A 21,751-nucleotide genomic window follows, 5' to 3' on the forward strand; every position below is an offset into this window, starting at 1 on the left:
GGGCTGCTCGCCGCTAGCGTCATGTTGATACCATCGCCGAAGCGCCCGAGCCGGCCAGAGGAGGAGCGCGTGTCGGTCGCCATCCTGACGTCACTGCCATTTGAGGTTTCGACAAGGCCGCACCCAGCCCGGCCAGATACCATGGCCGTTGTGCGGTGATCCAAAAAACCTTATCAAGGCGCACGGTCGGGCGGTGGCCGTTGCCATTATTGGGCACCTCATTCGCAACAGGATCGCGCTTCGCGCGTGGAAAAATGACAAAAACCCTTCGCAAATCCCTTCGCAAATTCGCCATTGCCATCCCTCTTCTCGCCCTTGGCTTCTATTTCATCCCGATCCTAACGACGATCTTCATCGTCTGTGGTCTGATCGACGTGTTGCGCAACGATAGGAAGGATTTGGCGCTGTTCAGCGGCTACTTCCTGGGCAACGGGCTCTTCACCTGGCTGCTGTCCCCCTTCAACCTGCTGGTCGATCTCCTGTGCTACAGAAATCCGGGCGTGTGGAAGCTGGAGCAGTTTCCCGCCGACTATCAGCGTGAGGTCAATGAGGTCCTTGATGTCTTCAAGGCGCGCAAGGATGAGATCATCGCCGACATCGACGCCAATTTCGGCGCCGGCCGGCGCGGCATGTATGTCTACCAGTGGTACGGCAAGCACAGGATCGACAACGTCGAGGAATTCAACAAGGACTTCAAATATATCAAGACGATTGCCGTTTCCGTCTTCAGCAAGCGCGAATCGACCTCCTGGCATTTCGGGCCGCTGCGGCTCAGCCTGCGTATCCTCTACAATCTGATCCCGGTGAAAGCGGAGATTTTCGTCGAATGCGGCAACGTCAAGAACTACTGGTACGACAATCCGCAGTTCATTTTCGACGACACGCTGCTGCATCGTTCGGTCAACGAGTATGATGGCCGCCGCTACTGCGTGTTCATGGATATTATCAGGCCGTCCCCGGTGCCCCGCCTGATCGCTGGCATGCTTGCGGTCGTCTCGGTGAGCGTCGAGCGCATCAACTCGATGTTCTACAAGAACTGGAAGATGATTGGCTCGACCAAACCGAAGAAGATTGGAACGACCTGAGCCGAAATTCGTCAACGCTGCCGGGGATACCGGCAGCGTTCTGACGCCTGCAGGTGTGAGTTCGGCCATTCATTGCAGGGCGCTGATGTCCGGCGGACCTCCTGGAAAGGCGCGCTCCACGCTTGCGGCGTCCGCTTGTTCAAGTATACATCCGTTTCGAGCTCAATATTCATCCTGTGATTCTCATGGGGTGCGCATTTGCCGGAATGGCTCTTGGCTGTGCCAGCGCTTTCCCGTTTGATCGCAACGGTTCTTATCTCTCCCTCTCTTGGCGGCCTCAGGTGACAAGCGACAAGGTCTTCGGATTCTGGACGGCAACCTACATAGCCACCGCATTGCTGGGTGTTGCTGTCTGCGTCGTCTACATAAACCTCGAAGAATCCGTCTACTATTGGGACTTCGCCGCCTATTTCAACACGTTCAACCGGGAGGGCGCGCTCCTGGTCAAGAGCCCTCTGGAATGGCTGAGTCATGTAGGCATCTCCATCGAAAGGGACGACTACAGTGCGGCGATTTTGGTGCCTCTGATGCCGTTTTACCTGGTGTTTGGCGGCTCACGACTTTCCTATATGGCCTCAATAGTCGCAGTCTATTTTGTCCCGACGATTCTTGTCATAGCAAGAATGAGCTACGTTGAAGCGGTCTCCGCGACGTCTCCGTCCCGAGGCTGGTTTGCCGTCTGGATCGCGGTCTTTCTCTACACGCCGTTCTGGGCGGCAACGCTTCGTGGGCTGCCGGACATTGCCGGTTGTTTCGCGCTTGCCGCGGGGACCTGGATTCTTTGGAAGTCGAAGTTCCTGACCCGTGAACCTGTGATCAGCGCAATGAGCGCCGGCGCGTGCCTGTGGTTGGCGTTCATGCTGCGCCGCTGGTACGCCTATAGCGTGATGGGGGTCGCTATTTCCGCGGCTTTCTTTTGTCTGTTGCAGGTTGCCAAGGATCGGGATTTCCCTGCGCTGCGGAAAGCCATGTTGGGGGGCATGTGCGCGCTCGCCGTCATCCTGGGAAGCGCGTGGAATTTTCAGCTTCCGCTGATCGCCAGGATTCTGGGAACCAGCTATGGCGATCTTTACAGCGGGTACAGGACGGATCTCGTCACCCAACTTGGCGAAATGGCCTCCAGGCTCAGTTGCCTGAATTGGCTCTTGGTGCTGGTGGGCCTTTGCTTATCCGTTGCGCGAGGCAACAGGTTTGTCTTGTTCTGCGCTGTCGCCTCGGTACTCACGTTTTTCCTTTTCACCCGAACGCAGGATCCGGAACGGCACCATTCGATGCCGATGTTTCTTTGGCTCTTTCCCGCCTATGGCCAAGCGATCGTTGCAATCGTTTCGGTGTCGGCGCTGAGAGCGCGATGGTCAACCGCCGTCATTGCCGTTGCCGCTGGACTCGCTTTTTTGGGCACCTTTTTTCCGATAGGTCGTCAGCTGCTGTCGCCGGTCAGCGTCGTTTTTGCCAAGGAAGCCACACTCCCCCTGCATCTCGACAATCTTCCCGAATACAGACGGCTTATTGCCGATCTTACAAGCAAAATGGGACCAGAGGATCGGTTTTCCGTCTTTGCGTCGGGCTCGGTCCTGAGCGACTCGCTGCTTTTTGGCATGGACCGAAACCTTCTCCCTTACGTCGGGTGGTCTTGCCAGGTGGATAGTCGCGACCAGTTCGTACCGGAAGCATTGAAATCAAGGTATGCGGTCGTCACCGACCGACCGGTTACTCATTTGCAATGGGGCGCGCAACTGTGCGTCACGATGCCGAACCAATATATATTCGAAGGAAAAGGCATCGGTGCTGCCTATAAGCGCATTGCGGCATATCAGCTGTCCGGCGGTGTTGCCGGCTACCTCTACGAGCGGATGCGCCCGGTCAGCAAAGTGGAAATCGACGCCCTCTACAGCGAGTTCAAGAAGAAATATCCGCATTGGACCGCGCCTGAGTAGTCACCTTGTATCGATTGCATTTCAATGCTGCTCAAGCGACCCCATCCGAGCGCAGGCCACGGCCTTCTCCATATGCGCGTGGCGTGCCTTGCCAATCGCTGTGATCGCTCACAACCGAAATGCGCTGAAGTATGTAGCTTGTCGTTGTTGCGCGAATCTGATGCTTCGTAATCTGCAAGCGGTTTTTTGTTGTACATTAGCGGCGGCAAATATCTTGGCTCGGATTGGTCGGTTTCGCAATTTCGCTTCGGTGACCCAAGTGGAAAATCTCAGGAGCGGTTGGCTTTGGGGCGGGCTTTATATATGCACAGCATTGCTGTGCGTTGCTTTTGTAGCAATATACATAGGTCTGGAAGATCCAGTCTATTATTGGGATTATGACGCCTATTTCAAGGTGTTTAACCAGCAGGGTGATTTCCTGGTTGAGAATCCCGTCCAGTGGCTGCGCCAATTGCGGGCATCTATCCAGAAGGACAGTTACAGTGTGGCGATTTTGGCGCCGCTGATGCCATTCTACACGGTCTTCGGCGGCTCGAGATTTTCATACATCGCTGCGGTTGTTGCGGTTTACCTGGTTCCGACTGCTCTCTTCATAGGTAGAATAAGCTATCTCGAGGCGGTCCCCGCGAAGCGTTCGCCACGAAGCTGGTTTGCCGTTTGGGTTGCGGCCGTTCTCTACACACCATTTTGGGCGGCGACACTTCGCGGGATGCCGGACATTGCCGGTTCCTTGGCGCTAGTCGCGGCAACCTATTTCATTTGGAAATCAAAATTCCTCACGCAGGAGCCGGTGGCCAGCGGAGTACGGGTCGGTGGATATCTGTGGTTGGCGTTCATGCTGCGCCGCTGGTATGCGTATTCCGCCGTGGCGGTCGCAATTTCCGCGGCATTCTTTTTTTTACCGCGGATCGCAATGAACCGGGACTTTCCGGCCCTCTGGAAAGCCGTGTTGGGAGGCTTGTGTGCGGTTCTCGTTGTTGCCGGAGCGGCATGGATTTTCCAGCTGCCCCTGATCCTCGAGATTTTGGGGACCAACTACGGCGAGCTCTACGCCGGATACAAGACGAATTTCCTCTCCCAACTCGAGCAAATTGGATCCAGGCTCAGCTATGCAAACTGGCTATTGATCCTGGTGGGCCTTTATTTCTCTGTTGTACGCGGCAACCGCTTCTCTTTGTTCTGTGCCGTTGCCTCGGCGCTCACCTTTTTTCTGTTTACCCGGACGCAGGATCCGGATCGCCATCATTCGATGCCTATATTTCTTTGGCTTTTTCCTGCCTATGCTCAGGCAATCGTCGCGATCGTTTCGGGGTCAACGCTGAGGGCGCGATGGACGGCAGCTAGTATAGCCGTTGCCGCTGGACTGGCGTTCTTGGGCACCTTCTTGCCGAGCGGTCGACAACTGCTGTCGCCGATCAGCTACGTGTACGCCAGGGAAGCCACGCTTCCTCTTCACCTCGACAATCTGCCTGAATATAAGCGGCTCGCTGATGACCTTCTCGCCAAGATGGAACCCGATGATCGTTTTGCGGTGTTTGCTTCAGGTTCGGTCATGAACGATTGGCTGTTGCTTGGAATGAACCCTGGTTTGTCCTCACACCTGGAGCCGACTTGTCAAGTGGACAGCCGTGATGAATTCGGGCCGAAAGCATTGAAATCTAAATTTATAGTCGTTACCGACCCGCCCGTTACCCACCTGCAGCAGGGCGCGCAGATCTGCGTCACGATGCCAAACCAATATATCCTCGAAGGCAGGGGCATTGGCGCCGCATACAGGCGCCTGGCCTCTTATCAACTCTCCGAGGGGGTCGACGGCTATCTCTATGAGCAGATGCGTCCGGTCAGCAAAGTCGAGGTCGACGCTCTTTATAGTGAATTTCAAAAGAAATACCCAAGCTGGCAACCGCCCCAATGGTGACGTCGGATCGATTGCGTTTCCGGTAGCTGGCCGATGTGAAGTTGCGCGAGTTGCAAGCGCGTTCCGGAGCGCCGTCGCAAACTTGAGGGATTGACGCCGCCACGCGTGCAAAGGCAGTAACGTTCTATGTTCAATCTGCTTCTCGTAGCCGTCGGCGGCGGCATCGGCGCCGGCATCCGCCATCTGACCAGCATGGGCGCGCTGCGCCTCGTCGGTCCCAACTATCCCTGGGGCACGATGGCGATCAACATCGTCGGCTCGTTTGCGATGGGGCTGTTCATCGCCATCCTTGCGCGTCGCGGCGGGTCCAATGAGGTCAGGCTGTTCGTTGCTACCGGCATTCTTGGAGGCTTCACCACCTTCTCCGCCTTTTCGCTCGACTTCGCGGCCCTGTGGGAACGCGGCTCGACACTGCCGGCGTTCGGATATGCGCTTGCCAGCGTCGTTGGCGCGATCATTGCCCTGTTTCTGGGACTTTGGCTCGCAAGAACCGTTTCATAATGTTATTGCCGCGCCAAGCGCAGGCCAAGAGCCCTGCTCGGGAAACGGATAAGCGAAGAAGACATGGCAGGCGTTGAACAGATCACGGTGGAGGCCGGCGAGGCGGGCATGCGGCTCGATCGCTGGTTCAAGACCCATTTCCCGGGCCTTGGCTTCGGCCATCTACAGAAGCTGCTGCGCTCCGGCCAGATCCGCGTCGATGGCGGCCGGGTCAAGGCCGACACCCGCGTCGAGCCAGGGCAGATGGTTCGCGTTCCGCCGCTCGAGGTAGACAAGAAGGGCGAGAGCGCGCTCACCGGCCACTCGATCCGCAACCAGGGCGACGCCGATGTGCTCGCCAAGATGCTGATCCACGAGGATCCCAAGGTCTTCGTCTTCAACAAGCCGGCGGGCCTCGCCGTTCAGGGCGGCTCCGGCGTTACCCGCAATGTCGATGACATGCTGGAAGCATGGCGCAGCCAGAAAGGCGAGAAGCCGCGGCTGGTGCACCGGCTCGACCGCGACACGTCGGGTGTGCTGGTGGTGGCCCGCACGAGGCTGGCCGCGATGAAGCTTTCAGAGGCGTTCCGGGCGCGGGAAACCAAGAAGACCTACTGGGCGCTGGTCAAGGGCGTGCCGCCCAAGCGCGAGGACAAGATCTCGACCTGGCTGATCAAGGAGGCTACGCCGGACGGCGACCGCGTGCGCATCGCCGCGCATGGCGAGAAAGGCGCCGACCACGCCGTGTCCTATTATCGCATCATCGAGCAGGCGGCGCAGACCATGACCTGGCTGGAGATGGAACCCTATACCGGCCGCACACACCAGCTTCGCGTCCATGCCGCCCATATTGGCTGCCCGATCATCGGCGACCCGAAATACTTCGAGGCCGACACCAACTGGGATTTTCCTGGCGGCATTCAAAACCGGCTGCATCTGCACGCGCGCCGCATCATTATCCCGCACCCGGACAAGGGCGTCATCGACGTCACCGCGCCGATGCCGCCGCACATGCGCCAGAGCTGGAACCTGATCGGCTTCGATGACGCCAGCGCGGAGGACTAACCGTGAGCGGCGCCACCGATGCGCTCGATCGGCGCGACGCGGTCGACATGGCCGCCGCCTCGATCATGGTCGGCCTGACATTCTCCTGGGGACTGAACTACGTCGCCGCCAAGGTCTCTTATGCCGGTTACGACCCCGTCTTCCTCTCGATCGCGCGTTCGGTCATCGGTGGTTTCTGCGTCTTTCTCTGGTGTCGCTGGCGCGGCATTGCGCTGTTCACCAGGGATGGGACATTGCCGGCGGGTATCGCGGTCGGCTTGCTTTTCGGCGTCGAGTTCCTTTGTCTCTACGTTGGCCTGGAGCATACGACCGTGGCGCGCAATACTTTGCTGGTCAACTCAATGCCGTTCTGGATGCTGATCGGCGGCCATTTCCTGCTCGGCGAACAGATCACCATGCGCAAGTTCCTCGGACTGCTGTTGGCCTTCGCCGGTCTTGCCGCGGTCTTTTCCGATAAGCTCGGCGGTAGCGGAGACATGCTGTTCGGTGATCTCCTGAGCCTCGGTTCGGGGTTGTTCTGGGCCCTGACCAATATCCTAATCAAACGATCGAAACTGGTCGAGGCGAGTGCGGAAAAACTGCTGCTCTATCAACTCGCCGGCGCTGCGATCGTTGGCGTGATGGTGCTGCCTCTTGCCGGCCCGCCGGTGCGCGATCCCTCCCTGTTGCCGACATTGGCGCTGCTTTTCCAGGCGATCTATATCGTCGCCTTCACCTATGTGTTGTGGTTCTGGCTGCTGCGCCGCTATCCGGCCTCGGGCTTGTCCAGCTTCACCTTCCTGTCGCCGGTCTTCGGTGTCTTAAGCGGTGCGATCATCTTGAACGAGCCGCTGACCATTCGCATTTTTCTTGCACTTGGCTTGATTGCGGCCGGCCTGGTCATCGTCAACCGGCCGGCACGCAAGCTGATACCGGTGTAAGAAAGGCACTTCATGCGTGATATCCTCAACGACCTCGAAGCGGGCAAGTATCTTTCCGATCCGGATCCGGTGCGTCGCGCCCAGATTCAGATGAAGACGCCGCTGCCCAAGCGCTTGTATAAGAAGGTCTCGGTCGCGCCGGTGGAAGGTGGCTTTGCCATCCATCTCGACGGCAAGCCGGTGCGCACGCCGGGCAAAGCGCTGCTGGCGCTGCCAACCGAGGCGGCCGCGACGCTGGTTGCCGGCGAGTTCGCGGAACAGGGCGAGACGATCAATCCGATGACGATGCCGGTTATGCGGCTGGTCAACACCGCCATCGATGGCGTGGCCAGCGATCCGCAGGCGGTTCTGGAAGACATTCTGCGGTTTGCCTCGTCGGATCTGCTCTGTTATCGCGCCGATGCCCCGCAAGGGCTGGTCGAGCGGCAGAACGAGCAGTGGGATCCCGTCATCGACTGGGCCCGCGCGGCACTTGGGGCCCGCTTCAACCTTGCCGAGGGCATCATCCATGTCGAGCAACCGCGCGAAACCATTGCGGTGCTGGGCAGCCATCTGGCGCAACGCGCCGAACCGCTGCGCCTTGCCGCCATTCATGTCATGACGTCGTTGACCGGCTCGGCATTGCTGGCCTTGGCGGTCGATTTCGGCGAGCTAGACGGCGAGCAGGCCTGGGCCGCCGGCCATGTCGACGAGGACTGGCAGACCGCACAGTGGGGACAGGACGCCGAAGCCGTCGCGCGCCGCGCCGCTCGCAAACGGGACATGATGGCCGCCGTCGGCTTGCTCGAAGCACTGCGGGCCTGAGCGCTTCGCTCCGCCTTCGCACTGCACCTAATACGAAAGTCATAATCCCATCGTCGCGGTGCCCTTTCCCCGCCCTTTCTGCCATTTTCCCTGTGTTGGCTGCGTCTTTGAGTCCGCGTTCGGAGGAGAACGCGGACGTCGGCGCACAGCATCGAGGTCTCACGGGAGGATAAACCCTATGGCAATGGCATCGACCGCCGGCGGAACGAGCCGCGGCATGACGCGGGAGGAGAAGAAAGTCATCTTCGCTTCCTCGCTGGGCACTGTTTTCGAATGGTACGATTTCTATCTCTACGGCTCACTGGCGGCTTTCATCGGCTCAACCTTTTTCAGTCCGACCATTCCCGAGGCAACGCGTAACATCTTCGCACTGCTGGCCTTTGCCGCAGGCTTTCTGGTTCGCCCGTTCGGCGCGCTGCTGTTCGGTCGCATCGGCGACCTCGTCGGCCGCAAATACACATTCCTGGTCACAATGACGATCATGGGCCTGTCGACCTTCCTGGTCGGTCTGCTCCCCGGCTATGCAACCTTGGGCATCGCGGCTCCGGTGATCCTTATCGTCCTGCGCATGCTGCAGGGTTTGGCGCTGGGCGGCGAATATGGTGGCGCGGCGACCTATGTCGCCGAACATGCACCCGATGACCGCCGTGGCTTCTACACCTCATGGATCCAGACAACAGCGACGCTCGGCCTGTTCCTGTCGCTGATCGTCATCCTGATCGTGCAGGGATCGCTGAGCAAGGAGACCTACGCCGCCTGGGGCTGGCGCATTCCGTTCATCGTCTCTTTCCTGCTACTCGCCGTTTCGATCTGGATCCGGTTGTCACTCTCGGAGTCTCCGACCTTCCAGAAGATGAAGGACGAAGGCAAGGGCTCAAAGGCGCCGCTCTCGGAAGCCTTTGGTCAGTGGAAGAACGCCAAGATCGCGCTCCTGGCGCTGCTCGGCCTCACCGCCGGTCAGGCCGTGGTTTGGTACAATGGCCAGTTCTACGCGCTGTTCTTCCTGCAGAACGTGCTGAAGGTCGACGCGCAGTCGGTCAACATCATGATCGCCATCGCGCTGGCTATCGGCTCGATCTTCTTCGTCGTCTTCGGCTGGCTCTCCGACAAGATCGGCCGCAAGCCGATCATCATGGCTGGTCTTGCGCTGGCTATCGTCTGTACCTTCCCGCTGTTCAAGGCGTTGACCTGGGCCGCCAATCCGGCGCTCGCCAAGGCTCAGCAGAGCACTCGGGCAACGGTGACGGCAGCTCCCGGCGACTGCAAGTTCCAGTTCAATCCGGTGGGCACGGCGAAGTTCACGACGTCCTGCGACATCGCGACTTCGTTCCTGACCAAGAACTCGGTTCCCTATGAAGTGGTGTCGACGGCTGCGGCCGGGACGCCCGCGTCAGTCAAAATCGGTACAGAGACAGTGGCGTCTTACGATGCGGTCGCCGCCGGCGATCAGGCCAAGGCTAAGGAAGCCGCCTTCGTCAAGGCAGTCAACATGTCCTTGCAGGACGGCGGCTATCCGCTGAAGCGAGCGGCGATCAAGGTCGCGGACCAGAAACTCGATGCCTTCATCGCAGCCAATCCTGAACTTAAGCTCGACGCAGCCGCCATCCGCGGCGGCGAGAAGGCAGCGGTTCCGACCGATCAGGCGGTTAAGGACAAGGTCTTGACCGCCGATGAGGCAGCGGGCGCACCCGAGGTCACCGTCTACAACATACCGGGCGGCGGTGCCTTTGCGATGTTCGCCGATCCGGCGGCGGTTAACTGGCCGATGACGATCGGCATCCTGTTCATCCTGGTCCTGTTCGTGACCATGGTCTATGGACCGATCGCGGCGATCCTTGTCGAGATGTTCCCGACTCGCATTCGCTACACGGGCATGTCATTGCCCTACCACATCGGCAATGGCTGGTTCGGCGGCCTGCTGCCGGCGACGGTGTTTGCGCTCAGCGCCTACAAGGGCGATATCTACTATGGCCTTTGGTATCCGGTGGTCATCGCGGCGATGACGCTGATCATCGGCATGATCTTCGTCAAGGACACGCTCGGAACCGACCTGCGCGCCAAGGAATAGTCGGTAGGCCAGAACGAAAAGCCCGGCGCGAGCGATCGCGCCGGGCTTTTTCTTCAAGATCGACGTGGAAGGGTTCAGCTCTTCCGCCGCGGATCTTCTTCCTCAACGGCGGCCTCGTGGTACCAGCCATCGAAATCGGCGTGCTCGCCGCGAAGCGCGGCAAGCTCTGCCGCGAATTTGGCCTTGGCGCTTAAATTTAAGGCAGACCTGCGCGCTGCCAGCGGGAACATCAGGATTTTCGCCGACGGTCGCGATTGCGTGACTTGCATTGCCGGTCTCCCTGCTTTTTCAGAGGCTCATTGATTCAGCTCTCATCAAAATAGGTCCTGCGAGTCATCTAGGCAATATGCCTATGAAAAGATCATGATTTGCCTATGATTTAAGCAGTATTGCCGCCTGGATCATCCGCATGCATTGCTGAGGCGGCTCATTAAAATAACTGCCTGGGCATGATCATTTTGCCGCACCCTGCGACAGCCGAGTGGCACACGAATTGCTTTTTATCCATCGGCAGGCCGGCCTGTTTCGGCCATGCATCGACATCCGCCTGCTTGCGGTGTCCAAGCAACGAGAGGCTCTAGAATGACCAAATACAAGCTCGAGTATATCTGGCTCGATGGATACACCCCCGTCCCGAATCTTCGCGGCAAGACGCAGATCAAGGAATTCGCTGAGTTCCCGACGCTCGAGCAACTGCCGCTGTGGGGTTTCGACGGGTCCTCGACGCAGCAGGCCGAGGGCCACAGCTCCGATTGCGTGCTGAAGCCGGTCGCGGTCTATCCCGATCCGGCCCGCACCAACGGCGTGCTCGTCATGTGCGAAGTCATGATGCCCGACGGCGTTACGCCGCATGCATCTAACAAGCGCGCCACCATCCTCGACGACGAAGGCGCCTGGTTCGGCTTCGAGCAGGAGTATTTCTTCTACAAGGACGGCCGTCCGCTCGGCTTCCCCGAGAGCGGCTATCCCGCACCGCAGGGGCCGTACTATACCGGCGTCGGCTATTCGAATGTCGGCTCCGTTGCGCGCCAGATCGTCGAGGAACATCTTGATCTCTGCCTCGCGGCCGGCATCAACCATGAAGGCATCAACGCCGAAGTGGCGAAGGGGCAGTGGGAGTTCCAGATTTTCGGCAAGGGTTCCAAAAAGGCCGCCGACCAGATGTGGATGGCCCGCTATCTGATGCAGCGCTTGACCGAAAAGTACGGCATCGACATCGAATACCACTGCAAGCCCCTCGGCGACACCGACTGGAACGGCTCGGGCATGCATGCCAATTTCTCGACCGCCTATATGCGTGAAGTCGGCGGCAAGGCCTATTTCGAAGCGCTGATGGCGGCTTTCGACAAGAACCTGATGGACCACATCGCCGTCTACGGCCCGGACAACGACAAACGTTTGACCGGCAAGCACGAGACCGCGCCGTGGAACAGGTTCAGCTATGGCATCGCCGATCGCGGCGCCTCGATCCGCGTCCCGCATTCGTTCGTCAAGAACGATTACAAGGGCTATCTGGAAGACCGTCGTCCGAACTCGCAGGGCGACCCCTACCAGATCGCCTCGCAGATCCTGAAGACGATCGCTTCGGTCTCGGCGAGCGCAGAGATTTCTGCCGCCGCATGATCCGTTTTACGGCGCGCATCAATGCGCGGCAGATGGATGTTCTTGCAATACAGGCCTGGGCGGAAGCGCCTGGGCCTTTCTTTTTACCGACCCGACATGACGCCACGCGCGGTCAGCATCTTCACCGACTGCCCCGGAGCGGCGAATTCCCCCAAAAAAAGTCAGGTTGAAAAACAACGAGCGGTTCCACCGAAACGAGGGGCTTTGGTTGACGCTCCTTGCCGCCACTCGTCTCGTGCATTTCCAAGTTTTCATTGAAAAAGCCCGGAAAACAGCCTGTTTCAGCTCGGTCCGTACGCCAGCGATCCTTTATATAAGCCACTGTTCATACATTGAAATCGGCGATTTATGCCTCCGTGTGGCGGCGTTGACAGGCCACGCCGCGGCATGCGTATTCGTGGCCTTGGGGTTACGCCAAGCGATGCTGTTCGAACGGGGCGGGGGTTTCGTGAACGACGGCATTGGCGGGGGCGCCGGACGAGCGGGCATTGCAGCCTGAGGCAGTGTGCCGCTCGCTCCTGGCGATTGATTGCGTCCCCCAAAAAAGGAAGTTGGCCATCGTTGCGTGGCTGGCCGCACGCAATCCATCGATGAGCCTTTTCGGCAAAAAGCCCTTGAAGGGGGAAAACCTTCAAGGGCCTTGAAACATTGTTCGAGCGGATTCCTAGACCGAATAGTACATGTCGTACTCGACCGGATGCGGGGTCATCTCGAAGCGCATCACTTCGGCCATCTTGAGCTCGATATAGCTGTCGATCTGGTCGTCGTCGAAGACGCCGCCGGCCTTCAGGAAGCCGCGGTCCTTGTCGAGGCTCTGGAGCGCTTCGCGCAGCGAACCGCAGACGGTCGGGATCTTCTTCAGTTCCTTCGGCGGCAGGTCGTAGAGATCCTTGTCCATCGGCTGTCCCGGGTGGATCTTGTTCTTGATCCCATCGAGGCCGGCCATCAGCAGCGCCGAGAACGCCAGGTAGGGGTTCGCGCCCGGATCGGGGAAGCGGACCTCGACGCGCTTGGCCTTCGGCGACGAGCCGAACGGGATGCGGCAGGAGGCCGAGCGGTTGCGCGCCGAATAGGCAAGCAGCACCGGCGCTTCATAGCCCGGCACCAGTCGCTTGTAGGAGTTGGTCAGCGGGTTGGTGAAGGCATTGATCGCCTTGGCGTGCTTGATGACACCGCCAATGAAGAACAGGCAGTTTTCCGACAGGCCGGCATATTCATTGCCGGCGAAGGTCGGCTTGCCACCCTTCCAGATCGACATGTGGACGTGCATGCCCGAGCCGTTGTCGCCGAATATCGGCTTCGGCATAAAGGTGGCCGTCTTGCCATAGGCATTGGCGACCTGGTGCACGACGTACTTGTAGATCAGCATCTTGTCGGCGTTGCGGACAAGCGCGTCGAACTTGATGCCGAGCTCGTGCTGGGCGGCGGCGACCTCGTGGTGGTGCTTTTCGACGCGCACGCCCATTTCGGCGAGTACGGTCAGCATTTCGGAGCGCATGTCCTGCGCCGAATCGATCGGCGGCACCGGGAAATAGCCGCCCTTGACTCGCGGACGGTGGCCGAGATTGCCGGTCTCGTAATCGGTGTCGTCGTTCGACGGCAGTTCCGTCGAATCGAGCTTGAAGCCTGTGTTATAGGGATCGGCCTTGTATTTCACGTCGTCGAACACGAAGAACTCGGCTTCCGGGCCGACATAGATGGTGTCGCCGATGCCTTCCGACTTCATGTAGGCCTCGGCTTTCTTGGCGGTGCCGCGCGGGTCGCGGTTGTAGGATTCGCCGGAGACCGGATCGAGAATGTCGCACAGGATGACCATGGTCGACTGCGCGAAGAACGGGTCCATGTGGACGGTGTCCGGGTCGGGCATCAGCACCATGTCGGATTCGTTGATGGCCTTCCAGCCTGCGATCGAGGAGCCGTCGAACATTACACCGTCGGCGAACATGTCTTCCTCGACCTCGACGACATCCATGGTGACGTGCTGCAGCTTGCCCTTCGGGTCGGTGAAGCGCAGGTCGACGAATTTAACGTCGTTGTCCTTGATCTGCTTCATGATGTCTTTGGCTGTCGTCATGTCATGTATCCCTGTGTGCTGACGTTTTTTGATGGATGACGTTTCTTAGAGGACGGCCGGCTCGGATCAAACCGCGTCCATTCCGGTTTCGCCGGTGCGGATGCGCACCACTTCCTCGATGTTGGAGACGAAGATTTTGCCGTCGCCGATGCGGCCGGTCTGGGCCGCCTTGCGGATAGCCTCAATCGCGCCTTCCACGGCATCGTCGCCGAGCACGACCTCGATTTTCACCTTGGGCAGGAAGTCGACGACATATTCAGCGCCGCGGTAGAGTTCGGTATGACCCTTCTGGCGGCCGAAGCCTTTGGCCTCGGTAACGGTAATGCCTTGCAGTCCGGCCTCCTGAAGCGCTTCCTTCACTTCGTCCAGCTTGAATGGCTTGATGATCGCTTCGATCTTTTTCATGTAAAAAGTGGCCTCCACTGCCAAAAAAACGGGTTGTGAGCCCCCGCTTGCGTCTCAATCAAGCACGAACTGTGCCAGTCGCAGGGAACAGAAGCGGTGTCATACGATTTCAAAGTCATGTCACCCCCGGATGCAAATTCGCGTCATTCGCTGCATCGGAAGCGGCATGGATGGCTGCAGCCTACCCGGCACGACTGTGCATGTCTGCCCAATATTCGGGCAAATTGCTCATCCTGCGGGCAGATCCGTGCTTGCAATCCTCGCGCCGGTCGACGTGGTCATGACAGCGCCAACTCCTCCCCGTTTGCGTCGAGCCGAAAACTGGACAATGCTTGATCGAATGCGGATCGGCAATCCATGAGCCACGAACTTCTTACGTCCGCCGAGATGGGCGAGGCGGATCGGCTGACAATTGCAGCAGGTCCAATCGACGGCATTGGATTGATGCGCCGTGCCGGGCAGGCCGTCGCGACCGAAGTGCTCAGCCGCTATCCCTCCGCGGCGCATGTCCATGTGTTATGCGGCCCGGGCAACAATGGCGGCGACGGTTATGTCGTCGCTCGCATTCTGGCTGGCAGCGGTGTCGCCACCACGGTCTGGACGTCTGGCCCGCCGAGGCCGGATAGCGACGCGGCACTCGCCGCCGCGGAATGCCCCATCAAACCCCGGCCGCTATCGGACTTTGATGCCGGTCCCTGCTCGATCGTGGTCGATGCGCTTTATGGGGCAGGGCTGTCCAAGCCGCTGTCCGGCGAAGCCGCCAGGGCGGTCGATCTGGCCGCCAAGCTGCATTTGCCGGTTGTCGCGGTCGACCTGCCTTCCGGCATTTCAGGTGACAGCGGCAAGGTGCTCGGCACGTCCTTTTCGGCGGACCTCACCGTGACCTTCGCGCGCAAGAAGCCAGGCCATCTGCTCCTGCCCGGCCGGGAGCGATGCGGCGAGGTCGTGCTTGCCGGTATCGGAATCGGCGATGACGTGATTGCAAGGCTCCAGCCCCAGACCTTCGAGAACGGACCGGCACTCTGGTCGCGCGGTTTGCCGGTGCCGGCCGTCGACGCTCATAAATACAAGCGCGGCCATGTCGGCGTCTTTTCCGGCGGGCCGAGCGCCACCGGCGCGGCGCGGCTCTCAGCGCTAGCCGCTGCCCGAAGCGGGGCAGGGGCGGTGACGGTTCTGTCGCCGGGCAACGCCATGCAGGTCAATGCCGCGCACCTGACCTCGATCATGCTGCGCAAGGCCGACGATGCTGCCGACATTGAAGCATTCGTCGGGGAGCGCCGGCTATCGGCTTTTGTTCTCGGACCCGGCTTTGGCATCGGCGAAAAAACCCGGGCGTTCGCACTTGTGCTACTCGCGTCGGGCAAGCCGGCGGCCGCGTCCACCGGAATTGGCGGCCTGGTCTTCGACGCCGACGCGATCACCTCGTTTCGTGAGGCGCCGGATATCTTGTTCGAAGCCGCCCGCGGGCCGGGCGCGCCCGCGCTGGTGATGACACCGCACGAAGGCGAGTTCGCCAGGCTGTTTGCTGACATCGCCGATGACAATGTCTCGTCCAAGCTGGACAAGGCACGCGCGGCGGCCGCGCGCGCCAATGCCGTCATCGTCTACAAGGGCGCCGACACGGTGATCGCCGCTCCCGATGGCAGGGCGGCGATCAATTCCAACGGCGCGGCCTGGCTTGCCACCGCAGGATCGGGCGATGTGTTGTCCGGCATCACGGCCGGCCTGCTTGCCCAAGGCATGCTGGCTTTCGAAGCAGCCTGCGCGGCGGTCTGGATCCATGCCGAGGCCGGCAGTCGGTTCGGACCGGGGTTGATCGCCGAGGATTTGCCGCTGGCGATAGTGCCGGTGCTGCGCGACCTGGTGGCTGCCGGAGGCGGGCGCTGATCAACCACATTTGAGCGATGACCGCGACACCCGTTCACAGCGGGATATTGTCGTGCTTCTTCCAGGGGTTCTGCATATCCTTGTTGCGCAGCATGCGTAGCGCGCGCGCTACGCGGCGGCGGGTCGAATGCGGCATGATCACCTCGTCGACATAGCCGCGCTCGGCGGCCACGAAAGGCGACAGGAAGCGGTCCTCGTAAGCCTTTGTATGGGCCGCGATCTTTTCGGCATCGCCGATGTCTTTGCGGTAGATGATCTCGACCGCGCCTCTCGCCCCCATGACGGCGATCTGCGCCGTCGGCCAGGCATAGTTCATGTCGCCGCGCAGATGTTTTGACGCCATCACATCATAGGCGCCGCCATAGGCTTTGCGGGTGATGACGGTGATCTTCGGCACGGTCGCCTCGGCATAGGCGAAAAGCAGCTTGGCGCCGTGCTTGATCAGCCCGCCATATTCCTGCGCCGTGCCCGGCAAAAAGCCTGGAACATCGACGAAGGTGACGATGGGAATAGAAAAACAGTCGCAGAAGCGCACGAAGCGCGCCGCCTTGCGGCTGGCGTCGGAATCGAGCACGCCGGCCAGCACCATCGGCTGGTTGGCGACAAAGCCGACGGTTCGGCCTTCGACTCGGCCGAAACCGGTGACGATGTTCTTGGCGAAACTCTGCTGGATCTCGAAGAAGTCGCCCTCGTCGGCGACCTTCAGGATCAATTCCTTGATGTCGTAGGGCTTGTTGGCGTTGTCGGGGATCAGCCGGTCGAGCGACATGTCATGGTCGGTGACCGACTGGTAGCATTCGATCTCGGGGATCTCCGACGTGTTGGAAGCTGGTAACAGGTCGATCAGCCGCCGCATCTGCAAGAGCGCCTCGACGTCATTGTCATAGGCGCCGTCGGCGATCGAGGACTTCGTCGTGTGCACCGACGCGCCGCCGAGGCTCTCGGCGGTCACCGTCTCATTGGTCACGGTCTTCACCACGTCCGGCCCGGTGACGAACATGTAGGAGGTGTCGCGCACCATGAAGATGAAGTCGGTCATGGCGGGCGAATAGACGTCACCGCCGGCGCACGGCCCCATGATCACAGAAATCTGCGGTATAACGCCGGACGCAAGCACGTTGCGCTGAAAAATCTCGGCATAGCCGCCGAGGGCTGCGACGCCCTCCTGGATACGCGCCCCGCCGGCGTCGTAGAGGCCGATGATTGGCGCACGGTTGCGCAGCGCCATCTCCTGCACCTTGATGACCTTCTCGGCATGGGCTTCCGACAGCGAACCGCCGAACACGGTGAAATCCTTGGCGAAGAGATAAACCGGGCGGCCATTGATCGTACCCCAGCCGGTGACGACGCCGTCGCCGGCGATCTTTGTCTTCTCCATGCCGAAATCGGTCGAGCGGTGCTCGACATACATGTCGAATTCTTCGAACGAGCCTTCGTCGAGAAACACCTCGATGCGTTCGCGCGCGGTGAGCTTGCCCTTCTTGTGCTGCGCATCGATACGGGCTTGGCCGCCACCCATCCGGGCGATGTCGCGCCGTCGCTCGAGTTCCTTCAGCACGTCCTTCATCGTTCGGTCCCCACAATCGGAAGCTGCGTTTGTGGTAATGATGCCAGTCGGGGAGTGCAAGCGTCGGCTTTTGGTTGGTTTTTGCTGCACCGCAGCATCGCGCCTCTTGCATTCCGGGGCGAACTCAGCCATATGCAGCCCATAGGCGCTTGGGCCGGGAGATTCCGGCCTTCTCGACAAATGAGACTGGTTGCGTCTGTTTTCCCTCTTTCCGGTATATCGGCCCCTCTTCCGGTACATCACAAAGTGGCGAAAAAGCCCCGTGGCATGATGCCTTCGGGCACGACAGCGCAGCCGAGTGGACGCCCGCGTCCGCCCGCCTTGTCGTTTCATATCAAATTTTCGACGGCAGGTTGCGCCCTGCCGCCATTGACGTTTGCGGCCAGAGGCCGCGTGAAAGAAGATTATTTTGACCAATGAAAACACATTGCCCGGCAACGACACCGCGGAACTCTCCGGGTTCGCGGCGCTGGGAATTACTGGTGCGCTGCTCAAGGCCACCCACAATGCCGGCTTCGCCGAACCGAAGCCGATCCAGATGCAGGCGATCCCGCCGCAGCTGGAAGGCCGTGACATTTTCGGCATCGCCCAGACCGGCTCCGGCAAGACCGCTGCCTTCGCGCTGCCGATCCTGTCGAAGATCATCGCACTCGGCACCAAGCGGCGCGCCAAGACGACCCGCGCGCTGATCCTGGCGCCGACCCGCGAACTCGCGGTGCAGATCGAGGACACCATCAAGATCCTCGCCAAGGGCGCGCATGTCTCGACGGCACTCGTGCTGGGCGGTGTCTCGCGCTTCAGCCAGGTGAAGAAGGTTGCTCCCGGCGTCGATATCCTCATCGCCACCCCGGGCCGGTTGACCGACCTGGTGCGCGAGGGCGACCTCATCCTCTCCGACACCAAATGGCTGGTGCTGGATGAGGGCGACCGCATGCTCGACATGGGCTTCATCAACGACGTCAAGCGCATCGCCAAGGCGACCGCGCCCGACCGCCAGACGGCGCTGTTCTCGGCCACCATGCCGGACGAGATCGCCGAACTCGCCAAGGGCCTCCTGAAGAACCCGGTCCGCATCGAGGTCTCGCCGCAAAGCACCGCGGCCGCCGAGATCGTGCAGGGCGTCGTCTTCGCCCGCACCAAGCAGAAGCGCCAGGTGCTGTCGACGATGCTCGCCGACGAAGCGATGAAGTCCGTCATCATCTTTTCGCGCACCAAGCATGGCGCGGACCGGGTGACCAAGGACCTCGAGCGCGACGGCTTCAAGGCCGCCGTCATTCACGGCAACAAATCGCAGAATGCCCGTCAGAAGGCACTGAACGATTTCCGTGATGGATCGGTGCGCATTCTGGTCGCGACCGACATCGCCGCGCGGGGCATCGACGTGCCCGGCATCAGCCATGTCGTGAATTTCGACCTGCCGGACGAAGCCGAAAGCTATGTCCACCGCATCGGCCGCACCGGCCGCAATGGTATGGATGGCATCGCGCTCACGCTTTGCGATCCTTCGGAGAATAGCAAGCTGCGCCAGGTCGAGCGCATCATCCGCACCAAGCTGCCAATCGTTGCCGACCATCTCGGCAGCCCCGATCCGGCACGCAATCCGGCGGAAAAGAACGAGCGCTTCGAACCCGCCAACGATCGCGACCGCAATGGCCGTCGCGATGGCAGGCGGCCGGGCGGCGAGAAGAAGCCGAATAGCGGTTTCAGCAAGAAGCGTTTTGGCGACAAGCCGGCCTTTGCCGGTGAGCGCAAGCCGGAAGGTGCAAAACCCTTCAAGGGCAACAACAAGCGCCGCTTCGGCGGCAAGCGTCCGGCGGCACGGGCTGCCTAACGAACCCCTGCGGTAACCGGCCAGTTCTCGGCGGTTGCCTCGTGCCGACTACAAATAAAACGGCGGCTGAGCATTGCTTCAGCCGTCGTTTTTGTCTTCGACCCTTACTTCGCCACTGCTTGGATCCAGACGGCAATCCGTTGCGCCAGGAATCCGGTGGTGGATGGCGACAGCGCGTCGCCGGCAATGACATGGTTGTCTGGATCGCCAGTGCTTTCGATGGGCACCAGCTCATGCGGGGCACCCCAGCGCGCGGCGATCTCACGCGTGCGGTCGGGTCGCACGACCTTGTCTATATCCGAGAAGATGAACAGGGCGGGAATGGTCGCCTTCTCCACCGGCGCGCCATAGGCAAGGTCGGTCAGCGCCTGCATGGGCATCGTCGCGGCGATCGGATATCTGGTGGTCCAGAATTTCTCATGCAGCGCGTTGCGTGGCGCGAAGCTACGTTCCTTGCCGGCGACGAGTTCGGCGATCTGCTTGCCCCAGGGCATGGTCAGGATCTCGGCGCCGGATGCTTTCACGCCGAAATTGGGCGAGATGAATGCAATGGCCGCCACACCCTCGGATGCCCCGGGCTGCGTCGCCGCCCAGGCCGCCAGCGAGCCGCCGGTCGATGTCGAGATGACGATCACCTTGTCGCCGATTGCCCGGCCGATGGCGAGCGCCTCCTCATAGTCGTTGATCCAGGCATTGACGCTGCCTTGCGTCATCGCCGCGCCGTCCTGCCCGTGGCCGGTGAGGCGAGTGTAGAACAGGTTGGCGTCGAGCTGGTCGGCCACGTCGTCGGGCAAGGGCCGGATCTCGCCCTTCGATGCGGAAAAGCCGTGGATGTAGACGATCGATAGCGGCGTCTTTGCATGCACCATCGGGTCGGCCCAGACGATCTCCTTCTCCAGCCCATCACGGATACCGGGTATGGCTGCCTCCACTTTTGCCACATAGGCTTGCGGGTCGTCGCCAATGGCGGAAGGATCGAAGCGGATCGTGGTATCGACGGGTACGCGTGGACCCAATAGGAAGGTCAGTGCAAGGATGGCGATCAGGCCCAGCACAGCAAGCACGATCCGTCGCCCCATCGCAAACTCCACGCAACAACATTCAGACTATGGTGGTGGCCATGAACAGGCAACGGCGGTTCAGGCGGCCCAGCCACCAATCCTGTGGGCATCTATTTGTTGGGCGGTTTGCGCTCATAATGCAGTGGGCGTGCTTTCCAGCTGGTCGTCAGGCTGATCACCCATCGGCATAGCGGCCTTGGCAGCATGCCGAGAAATTTCAGCGGCCAGCTCGTTCTGTACGGGAAGGTCACTTCGAAGCCGCCGGATTTGATTCCCCGCATCATGCGGCGCGTCGCGCGGCCGACCGGCATCAGGCCAGGCATCGGCAGCATGTTCTTTTCGGTCAACGGCGTGTCGACAAAACCGGGGTTAATCACCTGGACGCGGATGTTCATCTTGTCGAAATCATATTTCAGCGACTCGGCCAGAATGTTGATCGCCGCCTTCGTACCGCCATAGGCCGCCGTGGTCGGCCAGCCGAAATAGGCGGTCACCGAGCCGACCAGAACGACATGGCCACGTGCCCGCACCCGCATATGCTCGACGACAGGCACCAGCCCATGGATGATGCCGAAATAGTTGACTTCGAAGGAGCGGCGAAAGTCCTTGACGACGAGGGACTCTCCGGGTGTCGAGATGTAATTACCGGCATTGAAGATGGCGAGCACGATCGGTCCGAGGTCGTTCTCGATCGCGGCGACCGTTCTTGCCATGCGCGGCTCGTCGGTGACGTCGCAGGGAAAGGACACGACCTGGCCCGGCATCTGCGCGGTCTCGACGATGAGCGTGTCGATCGGATCGTCGTCCAGCGCTGTCACCGCCACCGCATAGCCTTGTGACGCCAGATCCCTGGCCAGCGAGCGGCCGATGCCGCTGCTGCCGCCAGTGACCCAGGCTACGCCGTGTTTCGGATCGGCCCGATAGAGTGTCATGCTGCGCCCTGCCGAGTTGTTGATGTCTTGCTCTATCGGTGGAGGAATCGAATGAAAAGAGTGCTTCTCGACGCCAGGTGCAAATGAACTGTCG

At 60.5% G+C, this 21,751-nt stretch carries 17 protein-coding genes; 11 read left to right on the forward strand and 6 right to left on the reverse strand.

All coding sequences use genetic code 11. The features are described 5' to 3' along the window. Positions 1–254 precede the first annotated feature (254 nt). From X739_RS139820 to X739_RS139785, 8 genes are all read left to right on the forward strand, one after another. Positions 255–1,085 carry an aspartyl/asparaginyl beta-hydroxylase domain-containing protein gene (locus X739_RS139820; RefSeq protein ID WP_023773634.1) on the forward strand — a complete coding sequence of 277 codons (831 nt, stop codon included), beginning with the start codon at positions 255–257 and terminating at the stop codon, positions 1,083–1,085. 122 nt (positions 1,086–1,207) lie between these two features. Continuing rightward, positions 1,208–3,022 (forward strand): hypothetical protein, encoded by a 1,815-nt coding sequence (locus tag X739_RS139815; RefSeq protein ID WP_245273952.1) that lies wholly within the window; start codon positions 1,208–1,210, stop codon positions 3,020–3,022. Positions 3,023–3,182: 160 nt separating this feature from the next. Next, positions 3,183–4,940: a hypothetical protein gene (locus tag X739_RS139810; RefSeq protein WP_245273953.1), complete on the forward strand. Its 1,758-nt coding sequence runs from the start codon at positions 3,183–3,185 to the stop codon at positions 4,938–4,940. Positions 4,941–5,066: 126 nt separating this feature from the next. Then, entirely contained in the window at positions 5,067–5,441 is a 375-nt protein-coding gene (crcB, locus tag X739_RS139805) for a fluoride efflux transporter CrcB (protein WP_023773637.1), read from the forward strand. A gap of 63 nt (positions 5,442–5,504) precedes the next feature. Continuing rightward, on the forward strand, positions 5,505–6,485 hold the full coding sequence (locus tag X739_RS139800) for an RluA family pseudouridine synthase (RefSeq protein WP_015317967.1): 981 nt from the start codon (positions 5,505–5,507) through the stop codon (positions 6,483–6,485). Between the two features lie 47 nt (positions 6,486–6,532). Further along, positions 6,533–7,405, forward strand: a complete 873-nt coding sequence (locus X739_RS139795) for a DMT family transporter (protein ID WP_051410234.1) — start codon at positions 6,533–6,535, stop codon at positions 7,403–7,405. A 12-nt stretch (positions 7,406–7,417) separates the two neighbouring features. Further along, on the forward strand, positions 7,418–8,209 hold the full coding sequence (locus tag X739_RS139790; protein ID WP_023773638.1) for an ATP12 family chaperone protein: 792 nt from the start codon (positions 7,418–7,420) through the stop codon (positions 8,207–8,209). A 178-nt stretch (positions 8,210–8,387) separates the two neighbouring features. Further along, entirely contained in the window at positions 8,388–10,277 is a 1,890-nt protein-coding gene (locus tag X739_RS139785; protein WP_023783952.1) for an MFS transporter, read from the forward strand. A 74-nt stretch (positions 10,278–10,351) separates the two neighbouring features. Here the strand turns inward: X739_RS139785 and X739_RS139780 are convergent, their stop codons facing one another. Continuing rightward, positions 10,352–10,546, reverse strand: coding sequence for a DUF2735 domain-containing protein (locus tag X739_RS139780; RefSeq protein WP_023773639.1), 195 nt, complete (start codon positions 10,544–10,546; stop codon positions 10,352–10,354). Positions 10,547–10,859: 313 nt separating this feature from the next. Between X739_RS139780 and X739_RS139775 the strand changes: the two genes are divergently transcribed. Further along, positions 10,860–11,900, forward strand: coding sequence for a glutamine synthetase beta-grasp domain-containing protein (locus X739_RS139775; protein ID WP_023773640.1), 1,041 nt, complete (start codon positions 10,860–10,862; stop codon positions 11,898–11,900). Positions 11,901–12,564: 664 nt separating this feature from the next. On the opposite strand, the gene glnA is transcribed toward X739_RS139775, so the two are convergent. Both glnA and X739_RS139760 read right to left on the reverse strand, forming a co-directional pair. Then, a complete protein-coding gene (gene glnA, locus X739_RS139765; RefSeq protein ID WP_023773642.1) occupies positions 12,565–13,974 on the reverse strand; it encodes a type I glutamate--ammonia ligase in 1,410 nt (469 codons plus the stop codon). 66 nt (positions 13,975–14,040) lie between these two features. Continuing rightward, entirely contained in the window at positions 14,041–14,379 is a 339-nt protein-coding gene (locus X739_RS139760) for a P-II family nitrogen regulator (RefSeq protein WP_006205430.1), read from the reverse strand. A 357-nt stretch (positions 14,380–14,736) separates the two neighbouring features. On the opposite strand from X739_RS139760, the gene X739_RS139755 reads away from it, so the two are divergent. Beyond that, positions 14,737–16,266: a bifunctional ADP-dependent NAD(P)H-hydrate dehydratase/NAD(P)H-hydrate epimerase gene (locus X739_RS139755; RefSeq protein WP_023773643.1), complete on the forward strand. Its 1,530-nt coding sequence runs from the start codon at positions 14,737–14,739 to the stop codon at positions 16,264–16,266. A gap of 34 nt (positions 16,267–16,300) precedes the next feature. Here X739_RS139755 and X739_RS139750 read toward each other — a convergent pair whose 3' ends face one another. Beyond that, a complete protein-coding gene (locus X739_RS139750; protein WP_023773644.1) occupies positions 16,301–17,833 on the reverse strand; it encodes an acyl-CoA carboxylase subunit beta in 1,533 nt (510 codons plus the stop codon). Positions 17,834–18,242: 409 nt separating this feature from the next. Between X739_RS139750 and X739_RS139745 the strand changes: the two genes are divergently transcribed. Then, positions 18,243–19,664: a DEAD/DEAH box helicase gene (locus X739_RS139745; RefSeq protein ID WP_023773645.1), complete on the forward strand. Its 1,422-nt coding sequence runs from the start codon at positions 18,243–18,245 to the stop codon at positions 19,662–19,664. Between the two features lie 104 nt (positions 19,665–19,768). Here X739_RS139745 and X739_RS139740 read toward each other — a convergent pair whose 3' ends face one another. Next, positions 19,769–20,743: an alpha/beta fold hydrolase gene (locus X739_RS139740; RefSeq protein ID WP_023773646.1), complete on the reverse strand. Its 975-nt coding sequence runs from the start codon at positions 20,741–20,743 to the stop codon at positions 19,769–19,771. 92 nt (positions 20,744–20,835) lie between these two features. Beyond that, positions 20,836–21,657, reverse strand: coding sequence for an SDR family oxidoreductase (locus tag X739_RS139735; RefSeq protein WP_023796036.1), 822 nt, complete (start codon positions 21,655–21,657; stop codon positions 20,836–20,838). Between the last annotated feature and the right edge of the window lie 94 nt (positions 21,658–21,751).

It is taken from the genome of Mesorhizobium sp. LNHC209A00 (assembly GCF_000502915.1).
In the GTDB taxonomy this organism is placed as follows: domain Bacteria; phylum Pseudomonadota; class Alphaproteobacteria; order Rhizobiales; family Rhizobiaceae; genus Mesorhizobium.

Bases quoted from the DNA above. Each gene is read 5' to 3' on its own strand.
- X739_RS139820 (WP_023773634.1), top strand. From the start codon at position 255: ATGACAAAAACCCTTCGCAAATCCCTTCGCAAATTCGCCATTGCCATC.
- X739_RS139810 (WP_245273953.1), top strand. From the start codon at position 3,183: ATGCTTCGTAATCTGCAAGCGGTTTTTTGTTGTACATTAGCGGCGGCA.
- crcB (WP_023773637.1), top strand. From the start codon at position 5,067: ATGTTCAATCTGCTTCTCGTAGCCGTCGGCGGCGGCATCGGCGCCGGC.
- X739_RS139800 (WP_015317967.1), top strand. From the start codon at position 5,505: ATGGCAGGCGTTGAACAGATCACGGTGGAGGCCGGCGAGGCGGGCATG.
- X739_RS139795 (WP_051410234.1), top strand. From the start codon at position 6,533: ATGGCCGCCGCCTCGATCATGGTCGGCCTGACATTCTCCTGGGGACTG.
- X739_RS139790 (WP_023773638.1), top strand. From the start codon at position 7,418: ATGCGTGATATCCTCAACGACCTCGAAGCGGGCAAGTATCTTTCCGAT.
- X739_RS139785 (WP_023783952.1), top strand. From the start codon at position 8,388: ATGGCAATGGCATCGACCGCCGGCGGAACGAGCCGCGGCATGACGCGG.
- X739_RS139780 (WP_023773639.1), bottom strand. From the start codon at position 10,546: ATGCAAGTCACGCAATCGCGACCGTCGGCGAAAATCCTGATGTTCCCG.
- X739_RS139775 (WP_023773640.1), top strand. From the start codon at position 10,860: ATGACCAAATACAAGCTCGAGTATATCTGGCTCGATGGATACACCCCC.
- glnA (WP_023773642.1), bottom strand. From the start codon at position 13,974: ATGACGACAGCCAAAGACATCATGAAGCAGATCAAGGACAACGACGTT.
- X739_RS139760 (WP_006205430.1), bottom strand. From the start codon at position 14,379: ATGAAAAAGATCGAAGCGATCATCAAGCCATTCAAGCTGGACGAAGTG.
- X739_RS139755 (WP_023773643.1), top strand. From the start codon at position 14,737: ATGAGCCACGAACTTCTTACGTCCGCCGAGATGGGCGAGGCGGATCGG.
- X739_RS139750 (WP_023773644.1), bottom strand. From the start codon at position 17,833: ATGAAGGACGTGCTGAAGGAACTCGAGCGACGGCGCGACATCGCCCGG.
- X739_RS139740 (WP_023773646.1), bottom strand. From the start codon at position 20,743: ATGGGGCGACGGATCGTGCTTGCTGTGCTGGGCCTGATCGCCATCCTT.
- X739_RS139735 (WP_023796036.1), bottom strand. From the start codon at position 21,657: ATGACACTCTATCGGGCCGATCCGAAACACGGCGTAGCCTGGGTCACT.